19 protein-coding genes are annotated in these 21122 nt (G+C 72.4%); 12 read left to right on the top strand and 7 right to left on the bottom strand.

The window, feature by feature from the left end:
* Positions 1-55: 55 nt before the first annotated feature.
* Complete coding sequence (gene snpA, locus QC283_RS20165; protein ID WP_279562972.1) at positions 56-739, bottom strand: snapalysin; 684 nt, start codon at positions 737-739, stop codon at positions 56-58.
* A gap of 214 nt (positions 740-953) precedes the next feature.
* Here snpA and QC283_RS20160 point away from each other — a divergent pair, with 214 nt between their 5' ends.
* Together QC283_RS20160 and QC283_RS20155 are read left to right on the top strand one after the other, a co-directional pair.
* Positions 954-1892 (top strand): LysR family transcriptional regulator, encoded by a 939-nt coding sequence (locus tag QC283_RS20160; RefSeq protein ID WP_279562971.1) that lies wholly within the window; start codon positions 954-956, stop codon positions 1890-1892.
* A 110-nt stretch (positions 1893-2002) separates the two neighbouring features.
* Positions 2003-2764 carry a PepSY domain-containing protein gene (locus QC283_RS20155; protein WP_279562970.1) on the top strand — a complete coding sequence of 254 codons (762 nt, stop codon included), beginning with the start codon at positions 2003-2005 and terminating at the stop codon, positions 2762-2764.
* Positions 2765-2914: 150 nt separating this feature from the next.
* Here the strand turns inward: QC283_RS20155 and QC283_RS20150 are convergent, their stop codons facing one another.
* The 3 genes from QC283_RS20150 to mdlC form a co-directional block, all read right to left on the bottom strand.
* Positions 2915-4168, bottom strand: a complete 1254-nt coding sequence (locus QC283_RS20150) for an MFS transporter (protein ID WP_279562969.1) — start codon at positions 4166-4168, stop codon at positions 2915-2917.
* Between the two features lie 85 nt (positions 4169-4253).
* Entirely contained in the window at positions 4254-5708 is a 1455-nt protein-coding gene (locus QC283_RS20145; RefSeq protein ID WP_279562968.1) for a benzaldehyde dehydrogenase, read from the bottom strand.
* A gap of 41 nt (positions 5709-5749) precedes the next feature.
* Entirely contained in the window at positions 5750-7330 is a 1581-nt protein-coding gene (mdlC, locus tag QC283_RS20140; RefSeq protein ID WP_279562967.1) for a benzoylformate decarboxylase, read from the bottom strand.
* Between the two features lie 95 nt (positions 7331-7425).
* Here mdlC and QC283_RS20135 point away from each other — a divergent pair, with 95 nt between their 5' ends.
* The 7 genes from QC283_RS20135 to pgm all read left to right on the top strand — a co-directional run bounded on the left by QC283_RS20135 (position 7426) and on the right by pgm (position 14400).
* Positions 7426-8364, top strand: a complete 939-nt coding sequence (locus QC283_RS20135) for a LysR family transcriptional regulator (protein ID WP_279562966.1) — start codon at positions 7426-7428, stop codon at positions 8362-8364.
* Between the two features lie 135 nt (positions 8365-8499).
* The gene (locus tag QC283_RS20130) at positions 8500-9237 is read left to right on the top strand and encodes a peptidase E (RefSeq protein WP_279562965.1); all 738 of its coding nucleotides are present in this window, start codon (positions 8500-8502) and stop codon (positions 9235-9237) included.
* Positions 9238-9419: 182 nt separating this feature from the next.
* The gene (locus tag QC283_RS20125) at positions 9420-10250 is read left to right on the top strand and encodes a hypothetical protein (RefSeq protein ID WP_279562964.1); all 831 of its coding nucleotides are present in this window, start codon (positions 9420-9422) and stop codon (positions 10248-10250) included.
* Positions 10251-10331: 81 nt separating this feature from the next.
* Entirely contained in the window at positions 10332-10760 is a 429-nt protein-coding gene (locus QC283_RS20120; RefSeq protein ID WP_279562963.1) for a hypothetical protein, read from the top strand.
* Between the two features lie 188 nt (positions 10761-10948).
* Entirely contained in the window at positions 10949-11110 is a 162-nt protein-coding gene (locus QC283_RS20115; protein ID WP_279562962.1) for a hypothetical protein, read from the top strand.
* Positions 11111-11213: 103 nt separating this feature from the next.
* On the top strand, positions 11214-12527 hold the full coding sequence (locus QC283_RS20110; protein ID WP_279562961.1) for a glycosyltransferase family 2 protein: 1314 nt from the start codon (positions 11214-11216) through the stop codon (positions 12525-12527).
* Positions 12528-12759: 232 nt separating this feature from the next.
* Positions 12760-14400, top strand: coding sequence for a phosphoglucomutase (alpha-D-glucose-1,6-bisphosphate-dependent) (gene pgm / locus QC283_RS20105; protein WP_279562960.1), 1641 nt, complete (start codon positions 12760-12762; stop codon positions 14398-14400).
* A gap of 44 nt (positions 14401-14444) precedes the next feature.
* Here pgm and QC283_RS20100 read toward each other — a convergent pair whose 3' ends face one another.
* Both QC283_RS20100 and QC283_RS20095 read right to left on the bottom strand, forming a co-directional pair.
* Complete coding sequence (locus tag QC283_RS20100; RefSeq protein WP_279562959.1) at positions 14445-15545, bottom strand: cytochrome P450; 1101 nt, start codon at positions 15543-15545, stop codon at positions 14445-14447.
* Between the two features lie 224 nt (positions 15546-15769).
* Positions 15770-16738: a LysR family transcriptional regulator gene (locus QC283_RS20095; RefSeq protein ID WP_279562958.1), complete on the bottom strand. Its 969-nt coding sequence runs from the start codon at positions 16736-16738 to the stop codon at positions 15770-15772.
* A 107-nt stretch (positions 16739-16845) separates the two neighbouring features.
* Here QC283_RS20095 and QC283_RS20090 point away from each other — a divergent pair, with 107 nt between their 5' ends.
* Complete coding sequence (locus QC283_RS20090; protein ID WP_279562957.1) at positions 16846-17583, top strand: SAM-dependent methyltransferase; 738 nt, start codon at positions 16846-16848, stop codon at positions 17581-17583.
* Positions 17584-17695: 112 nt separating this feature from the next.
* The gene (locus QC283_RS20085; RefSeq protein WP_279562956.1) at positions 17696-18166 is read left to right on the top strand and encodes an ATP-binding protein; all 471 of its coding nucleotides are present in this window, start codon (positions 17696-17698) and stop codon (positions 18164-18166) included.
* 211 nt (positions 18167-18377) lie between these two features.
* On the opposite strand, the gene QC283_RS20080 is transcribed toward QC283_RS20085, so the two are convergent.
* Positions 18378-19076 carry a hypothetical protein gene (locus QC283_RS20080; RefSeq protein ID WP_279562955.1) on the bottom strand — a complete coding sequence of 233 codons (699 nt, stop codon included), beginning with the start codon at positions 19074-19076 and terminating at the stop codon, positions 18378-18380.
* Between the two features lie 130 nt (positions 19077-19206).
* Between QC283_RS20080 and QC283_RS20075 the strand changes: the two genes are divergently transcribed.
* Entirely contained in the window at positions 19207-21099 is a 1893-nt protein-coding gene (locus QC283_RS20075; RefSeq protein WP_279562954.1) for a SpoIIE family protein phosphatase, read from the top strand.
* Positions 21100-21122 lie beyond the last annotated feature (23 nt).

Genomic DNA, 21122 nt, shown 5'->3' with positions numbered 1-21122 from the left:
GCGTGGGGGCGACCCGGTCCGGACCGCCCCCACGCACGTACGCCGCCTCAGGTGGTCAGCGCTGGGAGGTCTTCTGCAGCGCCTTGTCGAGGGCGGCCTGGAAGCCGTACGCCCACAACTGGTTCACCCGGCCGCGCTCGTTGGCGTTCGGGTAGGCGTTGGTGCAGGACGGGCCGGGGCCGCCGCCCGACATCAGCTCGCTGCACGGGCCGGAGTAGTGGTCGGGCAGACCGAGCACGTGCCCGGTCTCGTGGGCGGTCACACGGGTCGAGTCGTACTGCTGGTTCTGCCGGTAGTCGAGGAAGATGTAGCCGTTGCCGTGTCCGTCCGTGGACGCGTACGAGCCGCGCGAGTCGTTGCCCTCGTAGTACGCGAAGTCCGCGCCCGAACTTCTCTCCGCCAGCCGCACGTTGGACACCGAGCCGTTCCAGATCTGGGTGGAGCGGGATATCTGCGAACGGAAGCTGGGCGCGTTGGTGGCGCTGTAGTAGACGGTGACGGCCGCCGTGGAGGACGGGGCGGCGGCGCGCTTCTCGGCGACGGACTTGATGACCGCCTCGAAGAACGCCCGGTTGGCCCGGGTGTCCTCGCCCGAGCCGGCCGTGGGCTGGTAGCCGACGTGAGCGGCCCGGTCCTGGGTCTGGAGCGCGGCGTCGGTCGCGGCCGGGCCGGTGCCGAGCACGGCCGCCGTCAGGCCGAGGCCGACCGCGGTGGACAGCAGGGGCAGACTGATGCGCATCGATGACTCCTTGCGTGGGGGAGTGGGGAGAAGTCGTCATCGGTGAGTGTGGAGCGCCATGAGCCCGCTGTGATGATGGCAGCAGGCGATAGGACAGGGCTATCACCCACCGCGCACCAGCCGGGGACAGCTTGGACCGGAGTGCAGAACTCGCCCTGATCCGCAGCCTTTTGTTCACCTGGCGCAACCAACTGTTCCGCCCTACGCTCCCTGCATGGAGCTCGAGGTGAGGCACCTACGCGCACTGTGCGCCATCGCCGACGCCGGCAGCCTGCACCGGGCGGCACGCCAACTGGGCGTCGCCCAGCCCACCTTGAGCACCCAGTTGAACCGTATCGAACAGGCCCTGGGCGGACCCCTGTTCATCCGCGAACGCACCGGCTGCCGCCCCACCCCGCTCGGCCGCACCGTCCTCGGCAGGGCCCGTCCGCTGCTGGCCGACATGCGCACCCTGGTCCGCGAGGCCCGCGCCGCCGCGGCCGGCGGCGACAGCCGGCCGCGGGTCGGCTCCACGGCCAGCCGCGCCCTGGCCGGCTGGCTGCGCCGGCTCAGACGGCCGGGCCTGGAACCGACACTCCAGATGGACGTCTCCGCCAACGCGCTGCTGCGCCGGGTCACCGACGGCCAACTCGACGTCGCCTTCGTGCACGAGGTCGAAGGCTGCCCGCTGCACGTGCCCGAGGGGCTGCGGACACGGGTCCTCGTCGAGCGCGAACCGCAGTTCGTCATGCTGCCGGCCGACCACCCGGCGGCCGGCCGGCCCGTCGTCCGCCTCGCCGACCTGGCCGACGACCGCTGGATGGTCGACCCCACCGTCGACGGCGAGTGGGACGGAGTGCACCGCATGCTGCGCGCCGTCGGCCTCGCCCCGCGCGTCCTGCACGGCGACTACCACACCGCCGCGTCCCTCGTCGCCACCGGCGAGGTGGTGACCGTGTGCCAGCCCAGCTCCCAGTCACGCCCCGACACGGCGGTACGGCGCCTGTACGGCGACCCCCTCGGCGTACGACTGCTGCTGGCCGCGCGCACCCGTGCGGAGCTGGACGCCGTCTACCCGGCGCTGGAGGAGGCGTACTGGGAGGTGGCCCGCCAGTCCACCGCCTACCGGGAATGGCTGGAACACGCCGGGCCACGTCTTGTACCGGCGAGCTGAGCGATATCGGCCATTGCGGTGGTTTCCCACCCGAACCGGTATGGCAAGACGGTCATACGGTTACGGACAGGTGTATGAGCTCTGTGCGACGTCTTCCGCCTCTTCGTTCGATGGCCGTCATCTGTGCCCTGGGCAGTTCCGTCCTGCTGATGACCGGCTGCACGAACGCCGACACGACACGCTCCAGTGTCGCCGAGGCGGCTCAGACCACTCCCCCCACCAGTACCGCTTCCGCCACCGACACGGCGTCCGCCACCAACACGGCGTCCGCCACAGACACGGCGTCCGCCACCGGCACCGCCTCTCCCTCTCCGTCGGAGACCCTGACCGATGACCAGTCCGAGCGCAAGGCTCTGGTCCCGAAGGCCAAGGTCACCTGGGACAAGGCGGCCGACACCGCCGTCAAGGAGGTCCCCGAGGGCAAGCTCGTCGACCTCGAACTGAAGCCCACGTCCGCCGAGGCCACCGCGTCGACCGGCTCGCCCAGCCCCAGCATGCCCAACCCGGCCCCCAGCCAGGGCGCCCCCGAGTGGGAGGCCAAGGTCGCCGCCCCCGACGGCACCGTGCACCGGATCGACGTCGACGCGGTCTCCGGCAAGGTCTTTCGCACCCAGGTCGAGGACCAGGACGCGGACGACAAGCAGCAGCTCGCCGACCGGCTCAAGAAGGCGACCCAGACGCCGGAGCAGGCCGTGAAGGTGGCCACCGACAAGACCAAGGGCACCGTCACCGGCGTCGAGCTGGACGAGAACGACAGCCGGCAGCTCCTGTGGTCCGTCGACGTCGTGTCGACCGACAACTGGAACAAGACCACCGTGGACGTCGACGCGACGAACGGCAAGATCCTGCGCGAGGACGTGGACCGCGACTGAGCGCCGCCCCGCAACGCCGCGAGACGCACCGCGAGAAGAGAAGAACCACAAGAAGAACCGCAGAAGGAACCGCAGAAGGAACCGAAGAAACACGACGGGAGCAGCCGGGTGGAGTCACCCGCCTGCTCCCGTCGTGCGTGCCCGAAGAGGTCAGCCGGCGGTCCCGCCCGCCTCCGTCCGCCCGCCCGCCACCGTGCGCGGAAGCGTGAGCACGGCCAGGAAGCCGAAGACCGCCACCGCCGCGAAGAAGTAGAAGCCCCACGGGTGCCCGACCCCCGAGGAGACCAGGGCCCCGGTGATCGACGGGCCGACGATCGAGCCGATCCGGCCGATCCCGGAGGCCGAGCCGAGTGCCGTGCTCCGCACGGAGGCCGGATAGAAGTTGGTCACGTAGGCGTAGACGAGCACCTGGGCCGAGAAGACGAACACACCGGTGAAGAAGACGACGACGTTGAGCAGCAGGTCGCTCTCCATCTTTATGCTCAGGCACGCGAGCATGACCACCGAGATGGCGAACCAGCCCATCGTGGTGCCCTTGATGCCCCGCCGGTCGGCTACGAACCCGCCGAGGACCAGGCCGACGACACCGCCGACGTTGAGTACGAGGAGCTGGGTGACGGCCGTGGGTACGGGGTAGCCGGCGTCGTTCATCAGCTTGGGCAGCCAGGTGTTGAGGCCGTAGACCAGCAGCAGCCCCATGAACGACGCGACCCAGATGCCGATGCCCGCACGCAGGTACGCAGGCTTGAGCAGCTCGGTGAACGGCACCCGCCGGTCCCCGTCCCGCTTGGCCCGGACGAAGGCCTCCGACTCCGGCAGCTTGAACCACTGGATGGCGGCGACCACGAGACCGACGACGCCGAGCAGGTAGAAGAGGATCTCCCAGTCGTCGGTCACCTGCAGGGCCAGGAGCGAGGTGATCACCGCACCGGTGTGGTAGCCGGTCATCGTCAGCGTGCTGGCGCGTGCCCGGCGGCTGGCCGGCATGTGCTCGGCCATCATCGTGAGCGAGACGGGCATGCACGCGCCCAGGCCCAGACCGGCCAGGAGGCGGAGCGCGGCGAACATCGCGACGGAGTCGGCCAGCGGCACCACGATGGTGAGGAGCGAGAACAGCACCACCGAACCGATGAGCAGACGGCGGCGCCCCAGCCGGTCGGCCAGCGGACCGACGCAGACCGCGCCGATCGCGACGCCCACGAGCGAGAGCGTGGCGATGGTGGTCGCGTCGCCCGCGGTCATGCCGAGGTGGTGGGTCTTGAGCAGGGTGGGGATGATGGCGCCGAGGACGACGAGGTCGTAGCCCTCCAGCAGGACGGTGATCCAGCACAGGATCACCGTCCAGGTGCTGCTGCCGGCGCGGCCGGACTGCTCGGGCGCGTCGGACGTGGTGGCGGAAGCCATGGTGAGTCTCCCCCCGGGGGCGGGTGTGAGTGAGCGGAGCGGGAACGGCCGGGGTGGCCGGACCGGCCGAGGGCGGCCGGAAGGGTCAGAACGGGTAGTCGGCGATGTCCGGGCGGACCGTGACCCACTGGGTCTCGGTGAACGCCTCGACGTTGGCCGCGGCGCCGCCGAAACGGGACCCGGTGCCGGACGCCTTGACCCCGCCGAAGGGAGCGTTCGGCTCGTCGTTCACCGTCTGCTCGTTGATGTGGACCTTGCCGGAGTCGATCCGGTCCGCGAGCTTCATCGCCGTACCGACGTCTCCGAGGATGCCGACCGACAGTCCGTACTCGCAGTCGTTGACGATCCGCGCGGCCTCCTCCACCGTGGAGAAGCCGATGACGGGGGCGACGGGACCGAAGATCTCCTCGCGCCACGCCGGCATGTCGGTCGTCACACCGGTCAGGACGGTGGCGCGGTAGCCGGCGCCGTCGATCTCACCGCCCGCGGCGACCTTCGCGCCCGCCGCGACGCTGTCCGTGACGATGCCGTGCACCCGCTCCAGCTGACGGCGGTCGATGATCGGGCCGAGCGCCACGTCCTCGCGGGCCGGGTCACCGACCGGCAGGGCCCCGGCCTTCGCGGCGAGCGCGGCGGTGTACTCCTCCACCAGCGACTCGTGCACGATGTGGCGGCCGGTCGTCATGCAGATCTGCCCCTGGTGCATGTACGAGCCGAACGCCCCCGCCGAGGCGGCCTTCCGCACATCCGCGCCGGGCAGCACGACCAGCGCGTTGTTGCCGCCCAGCTCCAGGTGGGCCCGCTTCAGCAGCCGTCCGGCCCGCTCGCCGATCGCCCGGCCGACCGGCGTGGAGCCGGTGAAGGAGACGACCCGGACCTCGGGGGCCTCGACGACCGCCTGGCCGACCGAGCCGTCGCCCGGCAGCAGGTGGAGGACGCCGGCGGGGAGCCCGGCCTCCTCGAAGACACGGGCGATGACGACACCGCCGCTCACCGCGGTGCGCGGGTCCGGCTTGAGCAGCACGGCGTTGCCGAGGGCGAGCGCCGGGGCCACGGAACGCAGGCCGAGGATGAGCGGGAAGTTGAAGGGCGCGATCACGCTCACGACACCGGCCGGGCGGCGGCGGGCCAGCGACCAGCGGGCCTCCTCGGAGGTGAGCACCTCGCCCTGGGGGTGCGTCGGCAGGCCCGCGCACTCGAAGCACTCGCCCACGGCGAGCCCCACCTCGAAGCCGGCCTTGGACCGCACCGAGCCGGCCTCGCGCACCAGCCAGTCCTCGATCTCGGCGGCGTGCTCGGTGAAGAGCTCGCCCGCGCGGCGCAGCACGGCGGCCCGCCGCTGCGGTGGGGTCGCCGCCCACTCGCGCTGGGCCTCGGCGGCCCGTGCGGCGGCGCGGCCCACGTCCTCGGCCGTGGCCAGGCCGACGGCGCCGAGCCGGTCGCCGGTGGCCGGCTCGGTCACCGGGTGCTCGGTGGGGGAGTCCCGCCAGCCGTCGCTGAAGAACTTCCGGCCCCAGACGTCGCTGTCCAGGAATGTCATCGCTTGCCCTTTCCTCGGGTGTCTTCGAAGTGTCTGTCGGGTCAGGAGGGTGTGGTGAGCGCCGTGTCCACCTGGATGAGACGGGGACGGTCCGGCCGCTCGGCGAGTACGGCGCGCAGCTCCTCGGCGCCGCCGACGTGCTGGGCGCGGACGCCGTAGCCCTCGGCGATGCGGGTGAAGTCCAGCCCGGGGATGTCCAGCCCGGGGGCGTCCGGCACGCCGAGCAGTCCGCCGAACCAGCGCAGCGCCCCGTACGTGCCGTTGCGCAGCAGTACGACGGTCAGCGGGACCCGGTGCTGCGCGGCCGTCCACAGGGCGGTGATGCCGTAGTTGGCCGAGCCGTCCCCGATCACGCCGACGACCGGGCGGTCGGGCTGGGCCATCGCGACGCCGACCGCGCCGGGCAGGCCGAAGCCGAGCCCGCCGGCCGCCGGGAAGTAGTACGAGCCCTGGCGGCGCAGGTCCATCTGGCGCCACCACGCGGAGTTGGTCGACGTCGACTCGACGACGTACGCCGTCTCCTTCGGCTGTTCGTCGCGCAGCGCGGCGAAGACCTGCTCGGGGTGGAGGCCGGGTCCCTCGGCGGTGAGCGGTTCGGGCGCGGACCGGTACGCCTCGACGGGCGTCGCGGGCTCGCCGAGCGACTTCAGGAGCAGGTCGATGACCGCTCCCGGATCGGCGACCAGCGCCTCACCCATCGGCGCCCGCGCCGCGGCCGACGCGTCCTCGGTGACCTGGATCAGCCGGGTGCCCTCGGGCAGATACCGGCCGGGGAGGTACTCGTGGTAGCGGAACACCGGCGCGCCCAGCACGAGCACGAGGTCGTGCCCCTCGAAGGCCTGCGAGACCGGCGCGATCCCGGCCGGCAGCACGCCCCGGAACTGCGGATGCCGGTTGGGGAAGGGCAGCCGGAAGAGCGAGGGCGCCGCCCACACCGGACCGCCCAGGCGCTCGGCCAGCCGGACGGCGTCGTCGAACAGGCCCGTCGAGTCGATGTCGCCGCCCAGCACCAGCGCGGGGCGGCGGGCGGCGGCGACCCGCTGTACGAGCCAGTCGCTCTGCTCGCCGCCGGGCACCGAGGCCCGCTCCACCCGCCGGTCCAGCACGGCCGGGGCGTTGTCGTCGGCGTCGGCCGACCAGTCGTCGTACGGCACGGAGAGATAGGTGGGCCGTCGCTGGAGCCGTGCCTCGAAGACGGCCTGCGCGAGCGCGCGCGGCACGTCCTCGGCGCACGCCGGCTCCGCCGCCCAGCCGACCAGCGGCTTCATCAGGGCCGGGGCGTCGACGCTGGCCAGATTGGCCTCCGGACCGATCGCGGGCCTCACCTGCTGGCCGGCCACCACCACGAGCGGGGTACGGGAGGCCACGGCGTTGGTCAGCGCGCCCATCGCGTTGCCCGAGCCGGAGGCGGCGTGCAGGTTGACCAGGACCGGGCGGCCGGTCGCCTGGGCGTAGCCGTCGGCCATGCCCACGACGGCGCCCTCGTGCAGGCCGAGGACGTAGCGGAAGCTCTCGGGCAGCTCGGCGAGGAAGGGCAGCTCGTTGGAGCCCGGATTGCCGAAGACGGTGGTGAGCCCCTGGCGCTCCAGGAATTCGTGGGAGACACGACGCACGGATGGCACGGACGGTTCCTTTCGCAGTGACGCCGGACACGCTAGGCACCCCGCGACATGGGCACCAATAGATGTTTCGGCACGCCGATATAGAGTTCATCGATATGGGCACCTTCGATCTCAACCTGGCCCGCGTCTTCGTCCTCCTGTACGAGACCGGGAGCGTCACCGCCACCGCCGAGACGCTCCACGTCACGCAGCCCACCGTCAGCTACAGCCTGGGCAAGCTCCGGCGGCACTTCGACGACGAGCTGTTCCGCCGCAACGGGCGCGGACTGACGCCCACGGCCGGCGCCCGCCGGCTGTACGAGCCGCTGCAGCGCGCCCTGGCGGAGATCGACGGGACCGTCCGGCAGGGCGACGCCTTCGACCCCGGAACCATGTCGGGCCGCTTCACGATCGCCCTCTCCGACCTCGGCGAGGCGACCCTCCTGCCGAGGCTCCTCGCCGCGGCCCGCGAGCGCGCGCCGGGGGTCTCGTTCACCGTCCGCCCGTTCGACGTGGAGGACGCCGAGAGCCAGCTGCGCCGCGGCGATCTCGACGCGTTCGTGGCCACCCCGGTGATCACCTCGCACCTGACCGTGCGGATCCCGCTCTTCCGGGAGCGCTACGTCCTCATGGTCGCCGCGGACCATCCGCGCGTGCGGGGCGACGCGGTCACGCTGCCGGACCTCGCGGCCGAGCACCACGCCACGGTCTTCGGGCCGAGCGGGCATGTCGCGCCCCGGGCGGTGCTGGCCGCGCACGGACTCCTGGAACGGGTGGCCGTGGACGCCACCCGCTTCTCGATGCTGCCCTACCTGCTGGAGCAGACCGACCTGATCGCCATCGTCCCCGAGTACGTCGGGGAGGTCTTCACCGCCTCCCACCGGGTACGCCTGGTCCGGCTGCCCTTCGAGACCGAACCGATCGAGATCGCCCTGTACGCGCGGCACGAGTCCTCGCGCAGCCCGGCGCAGCGGTGGCTGGTGCGGTTCCTGGCCCAGGTGCTGGGCGAGCAGGTGAGCCCGGCCCAGCTGCCGCCGACGGCGGCGGCCCGGTGACGAGGGCGTCGCCGGGCGGACGTCACCCGTCGCAGCCCCCGGTCGCCGAACAGGGCGGCCCCGGCGGGCGGTTCACCCGCGCCGGCCCGGGTGACCCTGGTCCGGCCTGACCGCCAGGTCGTTAGGATCCCCCTCATGAGCGCACCGGAACCGACCATTCTCGCCACCTCCGGCGGGCACCGCGCGGGTGGCCGGACCATGGTGTCGTTCGACGCCCTGGTGCACCACGCGGTGGACCTCTCGGGCGCGCACGGCCGGCGTCCCCGCGTCCTGTACGTCGGCACGGCCATCGGGGACGCCGAGCACTTCACCGCCCGGATGACGGAGGCGGCCCGCGTCGCCGGTTTCGATCTGACGCCGCTGCACCTGTTCCCCATGCCCAACGTGGAGGACGTCGAGGAGACGGTGCTCGCCCAGGACGTCGTCTGGGTCATGGGCGGTTCCGTGGCCAACCTGCTGGCCGTGTGGCGCGTGCACGGCCTCGACCGCGTCATGCGCCGGGCCTGGCAGGCCGGGGTCGTGCTCAGCGGGGTGAGCGCGGGATCCCTGTGCTGGTTCCGAGGCGGCGCGACCGACTCCTTCGGTCCCCGACTGCGCCCGGTCACCGACGCCCTTGGCTTCCTGCCCTACGGCAACGGTGTGCACTACGACGTGGACGAGGGCCGTCGTCCGCTGACCCACCGGCTCGTCGCCGACGGCACCCTGCCCGAGGCCCACTGCACGGACGACGGCGTGGGTCTGGTCTACCGAGGCACCGAGCTGGTCGAGGCGGTGACGGAGATCCCGGGCAAGGGCGCCTACGTGGTGACCCGCGACGGCGACCGCGCGGTGGAGGAGCGGGTCGAGCCGCGAGCGCTGCCCCGCGTGGTGTGACCGGACGGCCCGACCTTCGCCACCGGCACGTACCGGGTCCGGCCGGCGTGGTCGGAGGCAGGGTGGGCGGCGAGGAGCGGCGCGCGCCTCTTCACGCCCGCCGTGGGTGGACAGTCACCCCGGCCACGGAGCGCCGACGAGGCCGAGCACAACCTTTGCCCGGCCCGGCCGGTCATAACCGCGTGACGACGACACCTTCCCCGCCCTCACTCGTCCTGCGCGGACGGGACGCCACGGCACGCGTGGACGCCGACGGCGACCACTTGACATGGCGACAGGACGGAACCACGCACCGTATTCCACTGCGGGCCGTCGAAGTGGTCCGTGCGGCGGGGGAGGGCCGGACGCTCGAGATCGTCCTGACGGCGCCGCCGGACCGCGGTCCGGCGGTGTACGAGGTGACGGAAGTGAGCGCGGCGGGGGCGCTCGCCTTCGTCGAGGCGGTGCACGCCCGGCTGCCCGCACGGGATCCGGGCGAGCCCCGTGCTGACGGGAAGGACCTGGTGACGACGGACGAAGGACGCTCGCCGACCCGGCGGTGGCCGTCCGGCCGCGTGATCGGCGTCCTCGCCGCGATCGCCGTCGCCGCCGCGCTGGACGTGGCGGTGGGGACCCTCGGGGGCGGCGGGCAGATCGTGGGCGCGATGATCTTCTTCCAGGTCTTCGGTGTCATCGGTGTCCTCATCCTCGTCCTCACGGGCGAGGGTCTCTACTACGCTCGGCGTCTGCCGAAGCACGGCATCACCGTGGTGGCGGAGTTCGACCACTTCACCAACAGCACGCGGGTGTACCGGTACACGGACCACCACGGAACGCGGCACTTCTACCGCGACTCGGCCGGTGGCAGCACCCTTGAGCTCAGTTTCGACCCGCGCAGACCCGAGCGGGCCGCCGCGCGCCTCCACCCCGCCCAGCAGATCGCCATGCTCGCGGTCGCACTCCTCGGCCTGACCCTCTCGGGCTGGGGATCCGGCTTCACGCTCTACCAGTTCTACGCGGTCCTGACCGGCTGAGCCGGGGCTTCGCGCGCCGGCCGCGGGCCGCTCAACTCGCCGCGCGTGTTTACCGTCCACCCGAAAGGCAAGGCGGTGTCCATGAGCGATCCGAACAAGGACACGAGCCAGAAGCCCACCACCACCCGGACCGCCGATGCCAAGGCGCGTGACGCCGCGGACAAGGCGACCGCCCCCGCGTCGCGAGCCGGGCAGGCCGCCGCGGGCAAGGCCGGTGACGCGGCGTCAGCCGCCAAGGCCGGCGCCCAGCGCTCGGCCCAGGCCGCGAACGGCGCCGTGCAGACGGCGGCGAAGGGCGTCGAAGCCGGCCGCCAGGCGGTCGTCACCACCTCGGGACACGTCGCGGCCACGGCCAAGACGGCGTGGACGGTCATCGCCCACCGCAAGCTCGTCGCCGCGGGCGTGGGCGCCGGCATCACCGCCCTGAGCGCCGCGTCGTACGCGGTGGGCCGCCGCGCGGGCCACCAAGCGCACGGCCCCCTCACCCGCCTCACCGGCGGCCGGATCTGACGTCCCACGGACGGCCGCGTCACGTCGCCCGGCCCGGCGGTCCACCCGGCCTACGGAGACCGCGGATCCGGGCTCGTGGCGTGCCGCCGATCGATGATTCCGACGCGACACTCCTTCCGGGAGTCCAGGTGTCGCCAGTGCGCTTTGTATCTTATGTCGCAAATCTTCTAACCTAGAAGGACTGTGGCATGACCTATGACGAACTGGCGACAACCGGTTCCGGCCTGTTGTTGTTCGGCGTCGCCGCGGGCCAGACCTGGCTGGTGGCCGTGGCCTTCGCGCTGACGCTCGGGGGTGCGCTCCTCGTCCGGTGCACGTTCCGGCGGGGCAAGGGCGCGGATGAGGCCTAGAAGCCAAGCTGTGAACTCCGGCAGGCGTCAGGAACGGCTTCGCACGCCCGGGGCGACGTACGTTCCTGTGGGCGGCCCGGGGGCGCTCGGTGGGCTGCCCTTCGTGGCCGTTGTCTGCTGGGCGACCTGGCACCTGCTGACAGTCACCGTGTGGCGTGACAGCGCCGATCCGGGCCTGGGCTTCGTCTGGCTGGTGTCGTTCCTCCTGCTCTGGTGGCTGCCGGTGTGCTGGCTGGAGCGTCCGGCCGGGATCACGGAAGCTCAGCGGCCAGGCATCGACAGACTGCGCGTAACGGTTCAGATCCCCGTCTACAACGAGGACCCCCACGCACTCCGCGCCTGTCTGGAGTCGGTGCTCGCCCAGTCCCGCCGTGTCCAGCGTGTGCGCGTGGTCGACGACGGCTCCGCGGACGGCGAAACGGGTGAACCGCTCCTCTACGCCGCCGAGCGTGCCCATCTCCTGGCCCAGGCGGGCAGGCTCGGCATCGAAGCCACCTGGGACCGCACCGAGAACCGCGGCAAGCGGTGGGCGCAGATGCACGTTCTCGCCGACGACGACGCCGATGTCTTCGTCACCCTCGACAGTGACTCCGTTCTGGACGAGCGGGCGGTGGCGGAGGGCTTGAAGCCGTTCGCCGACCCGCGAGTGAAATCCGTGGCGGGACTCGTCGTCCCGCTCAACATGAAGACCAACCTCCTGACCCGGCTCACCACGGTGCTGTACGTCCCCTTCACCCGGGGCCTGCGCAGCGCGCAGTCCGTGCTCGGCTCCGTTCTGATCAATTCCGGCACGCTCGCCTTCTACCGTGCCGACGTCGTGCGGCGGCATGCCGGGGTCTACGAGCGGGAGACCTTCCGCGGCGTCCCGATGCAGATGAACGACGACTCGATGCTGACCATGTACGCGCGTATGGAGGGCCGGACCGTCCACCAGCCCTCCGCCGTCTGCTTCACCTTGGTACCCGACAGGACACGCCACTACTTCCGCCAGCAACTGCGCTGGATGCGCGGCACCACCGTGCGGCACCTGTGGTGGCTGCGCCACATGCCGATGAGCTCGCTGGCCTTCTGGATGCCCGTGGTCGAGTACGCGCACCTCATCCTGGCCCTGCTGGTACCCATCGCCGTTCTCGCTTCACCGGAACTCCGCCTGCAGACAGGGTCGCTGGCCCAGTACGCCGTGGTCATCGGCTGTGCCATGAACTACCTCATCAGCCTCCGTCTGTTCGCCATCCGGCGAACAGACGAGACGTTGGGGCATCAGCTCCTCATGTTCCTGCTGTCACCGCTGGCCGGACTGTGGCGGCTGACGGTGCTTCGGCCCTTGTACCTGTACGCCATGGCGACCTGCTGGCAGGTCGGCACCTGGGGCACCCGGGACCGCGTGGAAGTACGCGCGCCGGCTCCCGCCCGGTGAGCCGGGGCTTCCGCGGGGCGAGGACGCCGGTGCCAGTGGGGCGGACACCGCGCGGCCTCGGCCTGCCGCCCGTCGGTCAACAGGCATCCGGGGGACCGCCCTTACAGGCGCGGCACCGCCACCCGGGGCACGACGTCCGCCCCGGCCTCGGCCGGAACGTCCGGCACCGCTCCCCGGACAGGGGAAGATGGGACCGCGAGCGAAGTCCCGACCGATGCGGAGGAGTGGGCGCATGCAGCATGACCGAGCCGGAAAGCCGGCCGGCCCCGAGGACCTGATCGACGTCGCCCGGCTGGTGACGGCGTACTACGCCCTGCACCCGGACCCGGCCGAGCCCGGGCAGCGCGTGGCCTTCGGCACGTCCGGGCACCGCGGATCGTCCCTGGCGGCGGCGTTCAACGAGGACCACATCGCCGCCACCAGCCAGGCCATCTGCGAGTACCGCACCGCACAGGGCACCGACGGCCCGCTCTTCCTGGGCGCCGACACGCACGCCCTGTCCGAGCCCGCGAGGATCACCGCACTGGAGGTGTTCGCCGCCAACGACGTGACCGTCCTCATCGACATCTCGGACGGCTACACCCCCACCCCGGCGGTGTCGCACGCCATCCTCACCCACAACCGAGGCCGTCCCTCGGGCCTGGCCGACGGCGTGGTCGTCACCCCCTCTCACAACCCGCCCGCCGACGGCGGCTTCAAGTACAACCCGCCGAACGGCGGTCCCGCGGGCTCGGACGCGACCTCCTGGATCCAGGACCGGGCCAACGAGATCATCACGGCCGGCCTGAAGGACGTACGGCGCGTCCCCTACGCCCGGGCGCTCGCCGCGCCCGGCACCGGCCGCTACGACTTCCTCGGCGCCTACGTCTCGGACCTGCCGAGCGTCCTGGGCCTCGACGCGATCCGGTCGGCGGGCGTGCGGATCGGTGCCGACCCGCTGGGCGGCGCCTCCGTCGCGTACTGGGGCCGGATCGCCGAACAGCACCGCCTCGACCTGACCGTCGTCAACCCGCTCACCGACCCCACCTGGCGGTTCATGACGCTGGACTGGGACGGGAAGATCCGCATGGACTGCTCGTCGCCGCACGCGATGGCCTCGCTCATCGAGCAGCGCGACCGCTTCACCATCGCCACCGGCAACGACGCCGACGCCGACCGGCACGGCATCGTCACCCCCGACGCCGGGCTGATGAACCCCAACCACTACCTCGCCACCGCGATCGCCTACCTCTACGCCCACCGCACCGACTGGCCGGCGGACGCGGGCGTCGGCAAGACGCTGGTGTCCTCCGGCATGATCGACCGGGTCGCCGCCGACCTCGGCCGACGGCTGGTCGAAGTACCCGTGGGCTTCAAGTGGTTCGTGGACGGGCTGGTCGGCGGCACGCTCGGCTTCGGCGGCGAGGAGTCCGCGGGGGCGTCGTTCCTGCGCCGGGACGGCTCGGTGTGGACCACGGACAAGGACGGCCTCATCCTGGCGCTGCTCGCCTCCGAGATCACCGCCGTCACCGGCAGGACGCCCTCCGAGCACTACGCCGCTCTCACCGCACGCTTCGGCGAACCCGCCTACGCCCGCATCGACGCCCCGGCGACCCGCGAGGAGAAGGCCCGCCTGGCCAAGCTGTCCCCGGCCCAGGTCACCGCCGACACCCTCGCCGGAGAGCCGGTCACCGGCGTGCTCACCGAGGCGCCGGGCAACGGCGCGCCCATCGGCGGCATCAAGGTGACCACCGAGAACGCCTGGTTCGCGGCCCGTCCCTCCGGCACCGAGGACGTGTACAAGATCTACGGGGAGTCGTTCCTCGGGGCGGACCACCTCCGGCAGGTGCAGGACGAGGCCAAGCTCGTCGTCCTCGGCGCCCTGGGCGGCTGACGCCGTACGGCACGCCCCGACACCGCACCGGCCCCCGGGGCCGGTCAGTGACGACCGGCCCCGGGGAGTGCCACGGTCAGCCCGCGGATCTCGTAGCCGCCGATCGCCTCCTGGAAGGCGACGCGCGGCTCCCCGCCCATCCGGACACCGTCGAGGGCGAACAGACGGCTGAGGAAGACATCGGTCTCCAGGAGGGCGATGTGCGCCCCCGGGCAGCGGTGCGGCCCGTCGCCGAAGGAGAGTCCCGCACCGACCTCCGGGGCTCGGCCGGGCCTGATCAGCAGGGGATCGTCGCCCACGGCCTTCGGGTCCGTGTTGGCATCGTCCAGGAGGAGCTCGACGTACTCGCCGGGGCCGACGGTCACCGGCCCGCCGGGACAGGCCAGTTCGACGGCCTCCGTGGTGCGCCGGCGCAAGTGCCCGATCACCGGTTCCAGCCGCAGCAGCTCCTGGAGGACGGCGAGGCGCCCGGTCTCGTCCGCCGAGCGGTAGTGGTCGAGCAGACCGGCGTCCGAGAACAGATGCCAGGCGGCCAGGCAGATGAACTCGCGCGTGGTGACCATGCCGGCCGCGGCGAACGTCAGGCACTCACCGAGGATCTCCGCGTCCGAGCAGCCCTCCGCGATCAGGTGGGAGATCAGATCGTCGTGATCGTGGCGACGGTGCGCGCGGATGGCGGGGCGGACGTCGGCGAGGTGGATGCGGAGCCAGTTGGTGTTCTGCCGCACCCACCAGTAGACGCCCCGCACGCTGGTCAGGCCGGGTTCGCCGAACTCCTCGGGGAAGAAGCGCTCCAGCCTGCGGCGGATGCCGGGCCTGCCGTACCGCAGTCCGACGACCTCGCTCACCACGCCGATGGCCAGTTCGAAGGCCAGATCGGAGAGCGGCGCCTCGCCCGCCGCGCGCAGGGCCGCCACCTGCTCGTCCGCGATGCGGACCATCAGGTCGCGGTAGTGCTCGTCCACCCGGCGGGGAGTGAAGAAGCGCGCGGTCTGCCGGCGGTGTTCCCGGTGCTCGGGGCCGTCCCGGTAGAGCACGGGCCGGCGGACTCGGGGCGGGAGCTTCTCCACCGTCTCGATGCCGAGACCGGCCTGGACGGTGCCGGGACCGCGCAGCAGCGCACGCGCGGCCGCGTAGTCGCGCACCTGCCACGTTCCGTCCGCCGCGCGGCCGACCGGGCACGCCGTCCCGGCCCCGCCTCCGGCCGGCCTTGCGCGCGGAGTCCTGTTCGTCGTGCACCACGCGGGCACCCCCAGGTCCGTCCGCCGGACGGCCCCGGTGCCGCCCGGCTCGCCGGCGTGGTCACAGGATCACGCACGCGCCGACCGCTGACCACCCCCGCGACGCGTCGAGCCGGGGACGCGGGACGTCACGACCGGGTACGACCGTGCCGCGGGTGGGAGCGCAGCGCCCACGGCGGCGTCCAGACCTCCGTGTCGAGGCGGCCGGACGGCCGGGAGGAGAGGTGGGCGCGCAGCGCGGTCAGCGCGGGGTGCGGATTGCCGGCGTGCCAGAGCAGCGAGTGCGGATAGACGGGCGTCGGATCGCGCAGCGGGACGCGCCGCAGACCATGGACGGCGGGCCGGACGAGCGGGGTCCGTTCGCTGAGGAAGGTCGCCACCGTCGAGGACTCGGCGATCGTGTCCAGGAGGCCCTCGACGCCGAAGTTCGGACCGACGGCGTCGATGGTGAGACCGAAAGCGGCGGCGAGGGCGTCGTAGTAGGCCGACCACTCGGTGCCGGGGAGGTTGCCGGGCATCCAGATGCGATGACCGGCGAGCTGGGCGGGGGCCACCGCCGGGGCCGCCGCGAACTCGTGGGCGGGCCCGGTGAACAGCTGGAGCGGCTCGTCGAGGACGGGCATGGCCTCGATGCCCTCGGGGAGATCCCGCCCCGGCACGGTGACGCAGCGGAAGGACGCGTCGATCTCCCCGGACCGGATGGCGTTCGCGGCCGCGTCGGCGTCCACGTCGAAGAGGATGACGACATCGAGGTCGACGTCCGGGTGCGCGCGGTGGAAGCCGCGGAGCAGACCGGCCACGGCGGTCCGTCTGCCGATCACATCGACCCGCAGGGGGCGCCGGCCGGGGCGTACGGAGGCGGCGGCCCGCTCCTCGGCGTCGAGCAGCGCACGCGCGTGCGGCAGGAACGCCAGCCCGTCGACGGTGAGCCGGGCCCCGCGCGCGGTACGGGTGAACAACGGCACCCCGAGGTCCTTCTCCAGCGCTGCGACACGCTTGGAGACGGCCTGCTGGGAGACCGCCAGCCCGGCGGCCGCGACCTGGAACTGTCCGGCCTCCGCGACCATGACGAAGGTGCGTACGGCCAGGAGATCCACGGCGGCCATCCTACGGGCACAACCCCTCGCCGTGCCGGGCGATGTGCCGTGGCCGGCGAAGCGCAAAGCGGGTGCGTACGGCCGGGCCGGCGTGTGATGATCCGCCGGTGGACCGTCAACAGATCTCCCGAATCGCCCATGCCGATCACCCGATCGCCGTCCCCCTCGACGACGACTCGGTACGCCGGCTCCTGGCACGTGGTGTCCCGCGCGGCGACGCGCGCGTCCTCGACCTGGGCTGCGGCGGCGGCGAATGGCTCCTGCGTGCCCTCGCCCAGCACCCGCGGCTGACGGCCGAGGGCGTCGACACCTCCGAGACCGCGCTCGCCCACGCCGAGGAGGAGGCGGCCCGGCTCGGCGTGCGGGACCGCCTCGTCCTCCACCGCGAGGACGCCACGCGGTTCACCGCCCCGCACCGCTTCGACCTGGTCCTCTGCGTCGGCTCCACCCACGCCTTCGGCGGCCTGCCCGCCACCCTCGCCGCCGCACGCGAACACCTGGCGCCCGGCGGACGCGTCCTGGTCGGCGACGGCTACTGGGAGAGCGAACCGTCCGCCGAGGCCGTCGAGATGCTCGGCGACCTCACCGACCTGCCGACCACGCTGGACCGGGTCGTCGCGGACGGCTGGACCCCTGTCGGCGGGCACGTCAGCACCCGCGGAGAACTCGACGACTACGAGTGGTCCTGGACCGGGTCGCTGGCCTCGTGGGCCCTGGACCACCCCACCGACCCGGACAGCGCCCAGGCACTGGAGGCGGCCACCACCCATCGCGAGCAATGGATGCGGGTCTACCGGGACTCGATGGGCTTCCTCTGCCTCGTCCTGCGCCCGACGAGCGACTGAGTGGTGAGACCACGCAGTTCTCGTGATCGGACGGGCGTTCTCTGATGTTTCCCGGATTTTGGGGGTAGACGGGCTGGCGTAACGGTCAAGGCTCAGGAAGAGGGCGGATCGGATGGACAGGGCTGCCCAGAATGGGGACCAGCTGAGAAACGAGCTGGTCAGGGTTTCGGCAGAGTACGAGGGCATGCCCGGCGACATCGCCCGGGGCCGGGAGCTGGCCCGCGGGTTCCTGGCACGGGTACGGGCGGCGCAGGGCCTCCCGGTGTCCGACCGCGCGACGGACCTGGTGCAACTGGTGGTCAGCGAGCTGCTGACCAACGCGTGCAAATACGCGCCCGGGCCCTCATTGGTCGACCTGGAGCTGGCCGAGGACCGGGTGGAGGTCACGGTGTGGGACAGCGACCCGGTACTGCCGGTGGCCGAGACGGCGGACCCGGGCCGGATCGGCCGGCACGGGCTGGAGATAGTGATGGCCGTCTGCCAGAGCTTCGAAGTGCACCGGGAGCCGGTCGGAAAGCGCATGAGGGCCGCGGTGCGGCTCGCCGACGACATGAACGGCACCGCCGTCGGCCGCCCGTCCTGATCCCGGCCCGGAGCCGGTACACCACGCCGCGGCGCGCTGATCCCCGGGCACGCCCAGGTCGTCGAGGGCGTGGGTCACCACGGCTCGCGCGGCCCCGGTGGCGTAGCCCTGTCCCCAGGCGGACGGGCACTCGGCCCGGACATCCCGGCAACCTGCCGGGGACGGGCCCGCGGAGCGACCGGACGAACGGACCACCCGCCCGTTCTCAGGTTCACCGCAGCGCGTCCTGCGCGTCGATCACCTCGGCCGCCTTCGGCGGCTGGATGTCCAGCGGCTCGTCGAAGCCGGCGAAGGACGTGGTCGTGTCGTACTCGGCCCCCTCGTAGACCGCCTTGAGCAGATACGGCTTGCCCTTCGTGGCGACGTAGAAGGTGTACGTGCCGCCCTTGTCCTCCTTGTCGGTCACGGTCAGCTCGACCGCCTCCCGGTCACCGACGCGGGTGTTCCTCCCCTTCTTCGCCGTACCGAAGGATTCGAAGGGGCGCGTGCAGGAGGAGAGCCCGTCACCGGGCTGCGCCGCGTCGGCGGGCGTCTTGATCCACAGCCGCTGCTCGCTGGTGACGCTACCGGGCTTCCACTTCTCGAGATAGGCACGGTCGGGACGGACGTAGTCGGTCTCGCCCAGCCGGATCTGGTCGAGGGTGCCGCCCTGGGAGAACTCGGTCTTCGCGGTGCACCGGCTGTCGAGGTCGGTCACGAGCCGAACGGTGACCGTACCGCCCTTCGCCGCGGTGCTGGTGGAGTCGACCCGCACGGACTTCAGCGCCCGCATCGCGGCGTTGGCGTCCTCGAACATGTCGTCGGCGGACTCGTTCCCGCCGGAGTCGCCGCTGCCGCACCCCGCCACGAGGGCCCCGGCCAGCAGACAGGTCAGCACGGTCACCGCCGTGGTCGTGTTCTTCGTCCGCACGCAACCCTCCAGGTACAAGATCAGCACCGGGAGCCTACCCGACCTCCCCCCTTCGGCCTTCCGGAGCGGTTCATCCCCGCCACCTGAGGGAACCTGGCGGGATGGACGGCGTCGGAAGGCTGTGAGGGTCGTGACATCACGCTGGGCGGGCCACCGGGACGGCGGCGAGCCGGGAGCCGACGGAGCGGACAGCGCCCCGGGACCCGACTCCCGCGCCGTCCTGCACGCCCTCGGCGCCGGCGTCCTCACCCTGGACACGTCCGGCCGGATCACCTCGGTGAACCCCTGGGCCGAGCACCTGCTGGGGCGGTCCGCGCGGGACATGATCGGACACGACGCGCACGACCTCCTGCACCGGCACGCCGACGGCAGCCCCGTGCCGCGCGAACGCTGCTCGCTGCGCAACCCCCTGAGCGGGACGCCTTCCGAGGAGGGGAGCGAGGAGTACTTCCAGCGGGCGGACGGCACCACGGTCCCGATCATCTGGGCGACCACCCCGCTGGCCGGGGAGGGCCGGCCGGAGGGACTGGTGCTCGTCTTCCACGACTTCAGCCTGCACCGCAGCGCCGCCGAGGAGACCGAGGCGCGCACCGCAGCCCTGGAGGCCCTCACCGCCCAGCTGCACCTGGTGGCCGAGATCTCCACGGTGCTGATTCCCACCGAGCACACCTCCGCCACGATTCGCCGGCTCCTGCGCCTGCTGGTGCCGGAACTCGGCCAGTGGGCCGCGGTCGACGTCTACCCGGGGCACTCGGACGTCCTGGAGCGGGTCGCCGTCCGCAGCAGCGCACACCCGCACCGGGCGGGACGGCTGAGGGGGCGGGTGACGTCGCTGCCCGACCCGGCCCGCGCCGCGCTGACCCGGCTGGTCAACGGTGACCGCCCGGCACCGCTGAGCGCCAAGGACCTGTCGCACGACCCCCACCACCCTCTCGCCGCGACCCACCGGGTCCTGTTCGAGCGGCTCGGCGGACACTCGGCCGTCGTCGTCCCGCTGCGCACCCGGCAACGGACGTACGGGATGCTGACCGTGGCACGCGCGCAGGAGCACCCGGCGCACACCGAGGACGAGGTCGCCCTGCTGGCCGACATCGGCCGCCGCGTCGGACTGGTCCTGGACAACGCCCGCCTCTACCGCGAGCAGCAGAACGTCGCCGAGACCATGCAGCGTCAGCTGCTGACGCCCCTCCCGCAGGTCGACCACCTCCGTATGGCGGCCCGGTACTGGCCCGCCGAGAGCGCCATGGAGATCGGCGGCGACTGGTACGACGCCTTCCTGCTCGCCGACGGTGTCATGGCCCTGGTCATCGGGGACGTGGTCGGACACGACCTGCAGGCCGCCGCCCACATGGCCGAGGTACGCAACATGCTGCGCGCCCTGGCCTGGGACCACCAGGAGCCGCCCAGCGTGATCATGCGGCGTCTCGACGAGGCCGTGACCAACACCAGTGACGCCCCCATGGCCACGCTCGTCTTCGCCCGCGTCGAAGGTCCCGAAGGCGGCCCCTGGCAGTTCCACTGGGTCAACGCCGGCCATCCGCCGCCCCTGCTGATCACACCGGACGGCGGGACCCGCTTCCTGGGGGCCGGCCACGGACCGCTCATCGGCATGGGCGCCACCCTGCGCCTCGGTCTGGACTGGCCCGACGCGCACGAGGACCTGCCGCCGGAGAGCATCCTCCTGCTCTACACCGACGGCCTGGTGGAGAGCCGTGACCGCCCGATCGACCTCGGGATGGCCAAGCTCCGCCACCACGCAGGCGTCCTGGCCCGTCGGCTGGAGGGACGGAGCATCGACGCGTTCTGCGACGAGCTGCTCGCCCGCATCACGCCGCGCGGCGACGACGTCGCCCTGCTCGCCCTGCGCCTGCCCGGCGCCGGTGCCGGCGCCCCGGGGGACACCGCACCGCCTCCACCGTCCCAGTCCGCGCACAGCGAGGCGGCACCCGACCGGGCCGCTCCGGGCTCACGCCGTCAGCAGCCCGAGGTGGAGGACACGACACACGTCGACCCGGACGAGTAGGGCGGGGAGGGCCGGCGGCGCCG

The sequence above is a fragment of the Streptomyces sp. DH41 genome (genome assembly GCF_029813785.1).
GTDB lineage: Bacteria > Actinomycetota > Actinomycetes > Streptomycetales > Streptomycetaceae > Streptomyces.
The sequence above is the reverse complement of the archived record's forward strand: the minus strand, read 5'-3'. Positions and strand labels throughout refer to the sequence as shown.

Bases quoted from the DNA above. Each gene is read 5' to 3' on its own strand.
- pgm (WP_279562960.1), top strand. From the start codon at position 12,760: ATGCAGCATGACCGAGCCGGAAAGCCGGCCGGCCCCGAGGACCTGATC.
- QC283_RS20115 (WP_279562962.1), top strand. From the start codon at position 10,949: ATGACCTATGACGAACTGGCGACAACCGGTTCCGGCCTGTTGTTGTTC.
- QC283_RS20150 (WP_279562969.1), bottom strand. From the start codon at position 4,168: ATGGCTTCCGCCACCACGTCCGACGCGCCCGAGCAGTCCGGCCGCGCC.
- QC283_RS20155 (WP_279562970.1), top strand. From the start codon at position 2,003: ATGGCCGTCATCTGTGCCCTGGGCAGTTCCGTCCTGCTGATGACCGGC.
- QC283_RS20130 (WP_279562965.1), top strand. From the start codon at position 8,500: ATGAGCGCACCGGAACCGACCATTCTCGCCACCTCCGGCGGGCACCGC.
- QC283_RS20085 (WP_279562956.1), top strand. From the start codon at position 17,696: ATGGACAGGGCTGCCCAGAATGGGGACCAGCTGAGAAACGAGCTGGTC.
- QC283_RS20160 (WP_279562971.1), top strand. From the start codon at position 954: ATGGAGCTCGAGGTGAGGCACCTACGCGCACTGTGCGCCATCGCCGAC.
- snpA (WP_279562972.1), bottom strand. From the start codon at position 739: ATGCGCATCAGTCTGCCCCTGCTGTCCACCGCGGTCGGCCTCGGCCTG.
- QC283_RS20145 (WP_279562968.1), bottom strand. From the start codon at position 5,708: ATGACATTCCTGGACAGCGACGTCTGGGGCCGGAAGTTCTTCAGCGAC.
- QC283_RS20120 (WP_279562963.1), top strand. From the start codon at position 10,332: ATGAGCGATCCGAACAAGGACACGAGCCAGAAGCCCACCACCACCCGG.
- QC283_RS20135 (WP_279562966.1), top strand. From the start codon at position 7,426: ATGGGCACCTTCGATCTCAACCTGGCCCGCGTCTTCGTCCTCCTGTAC.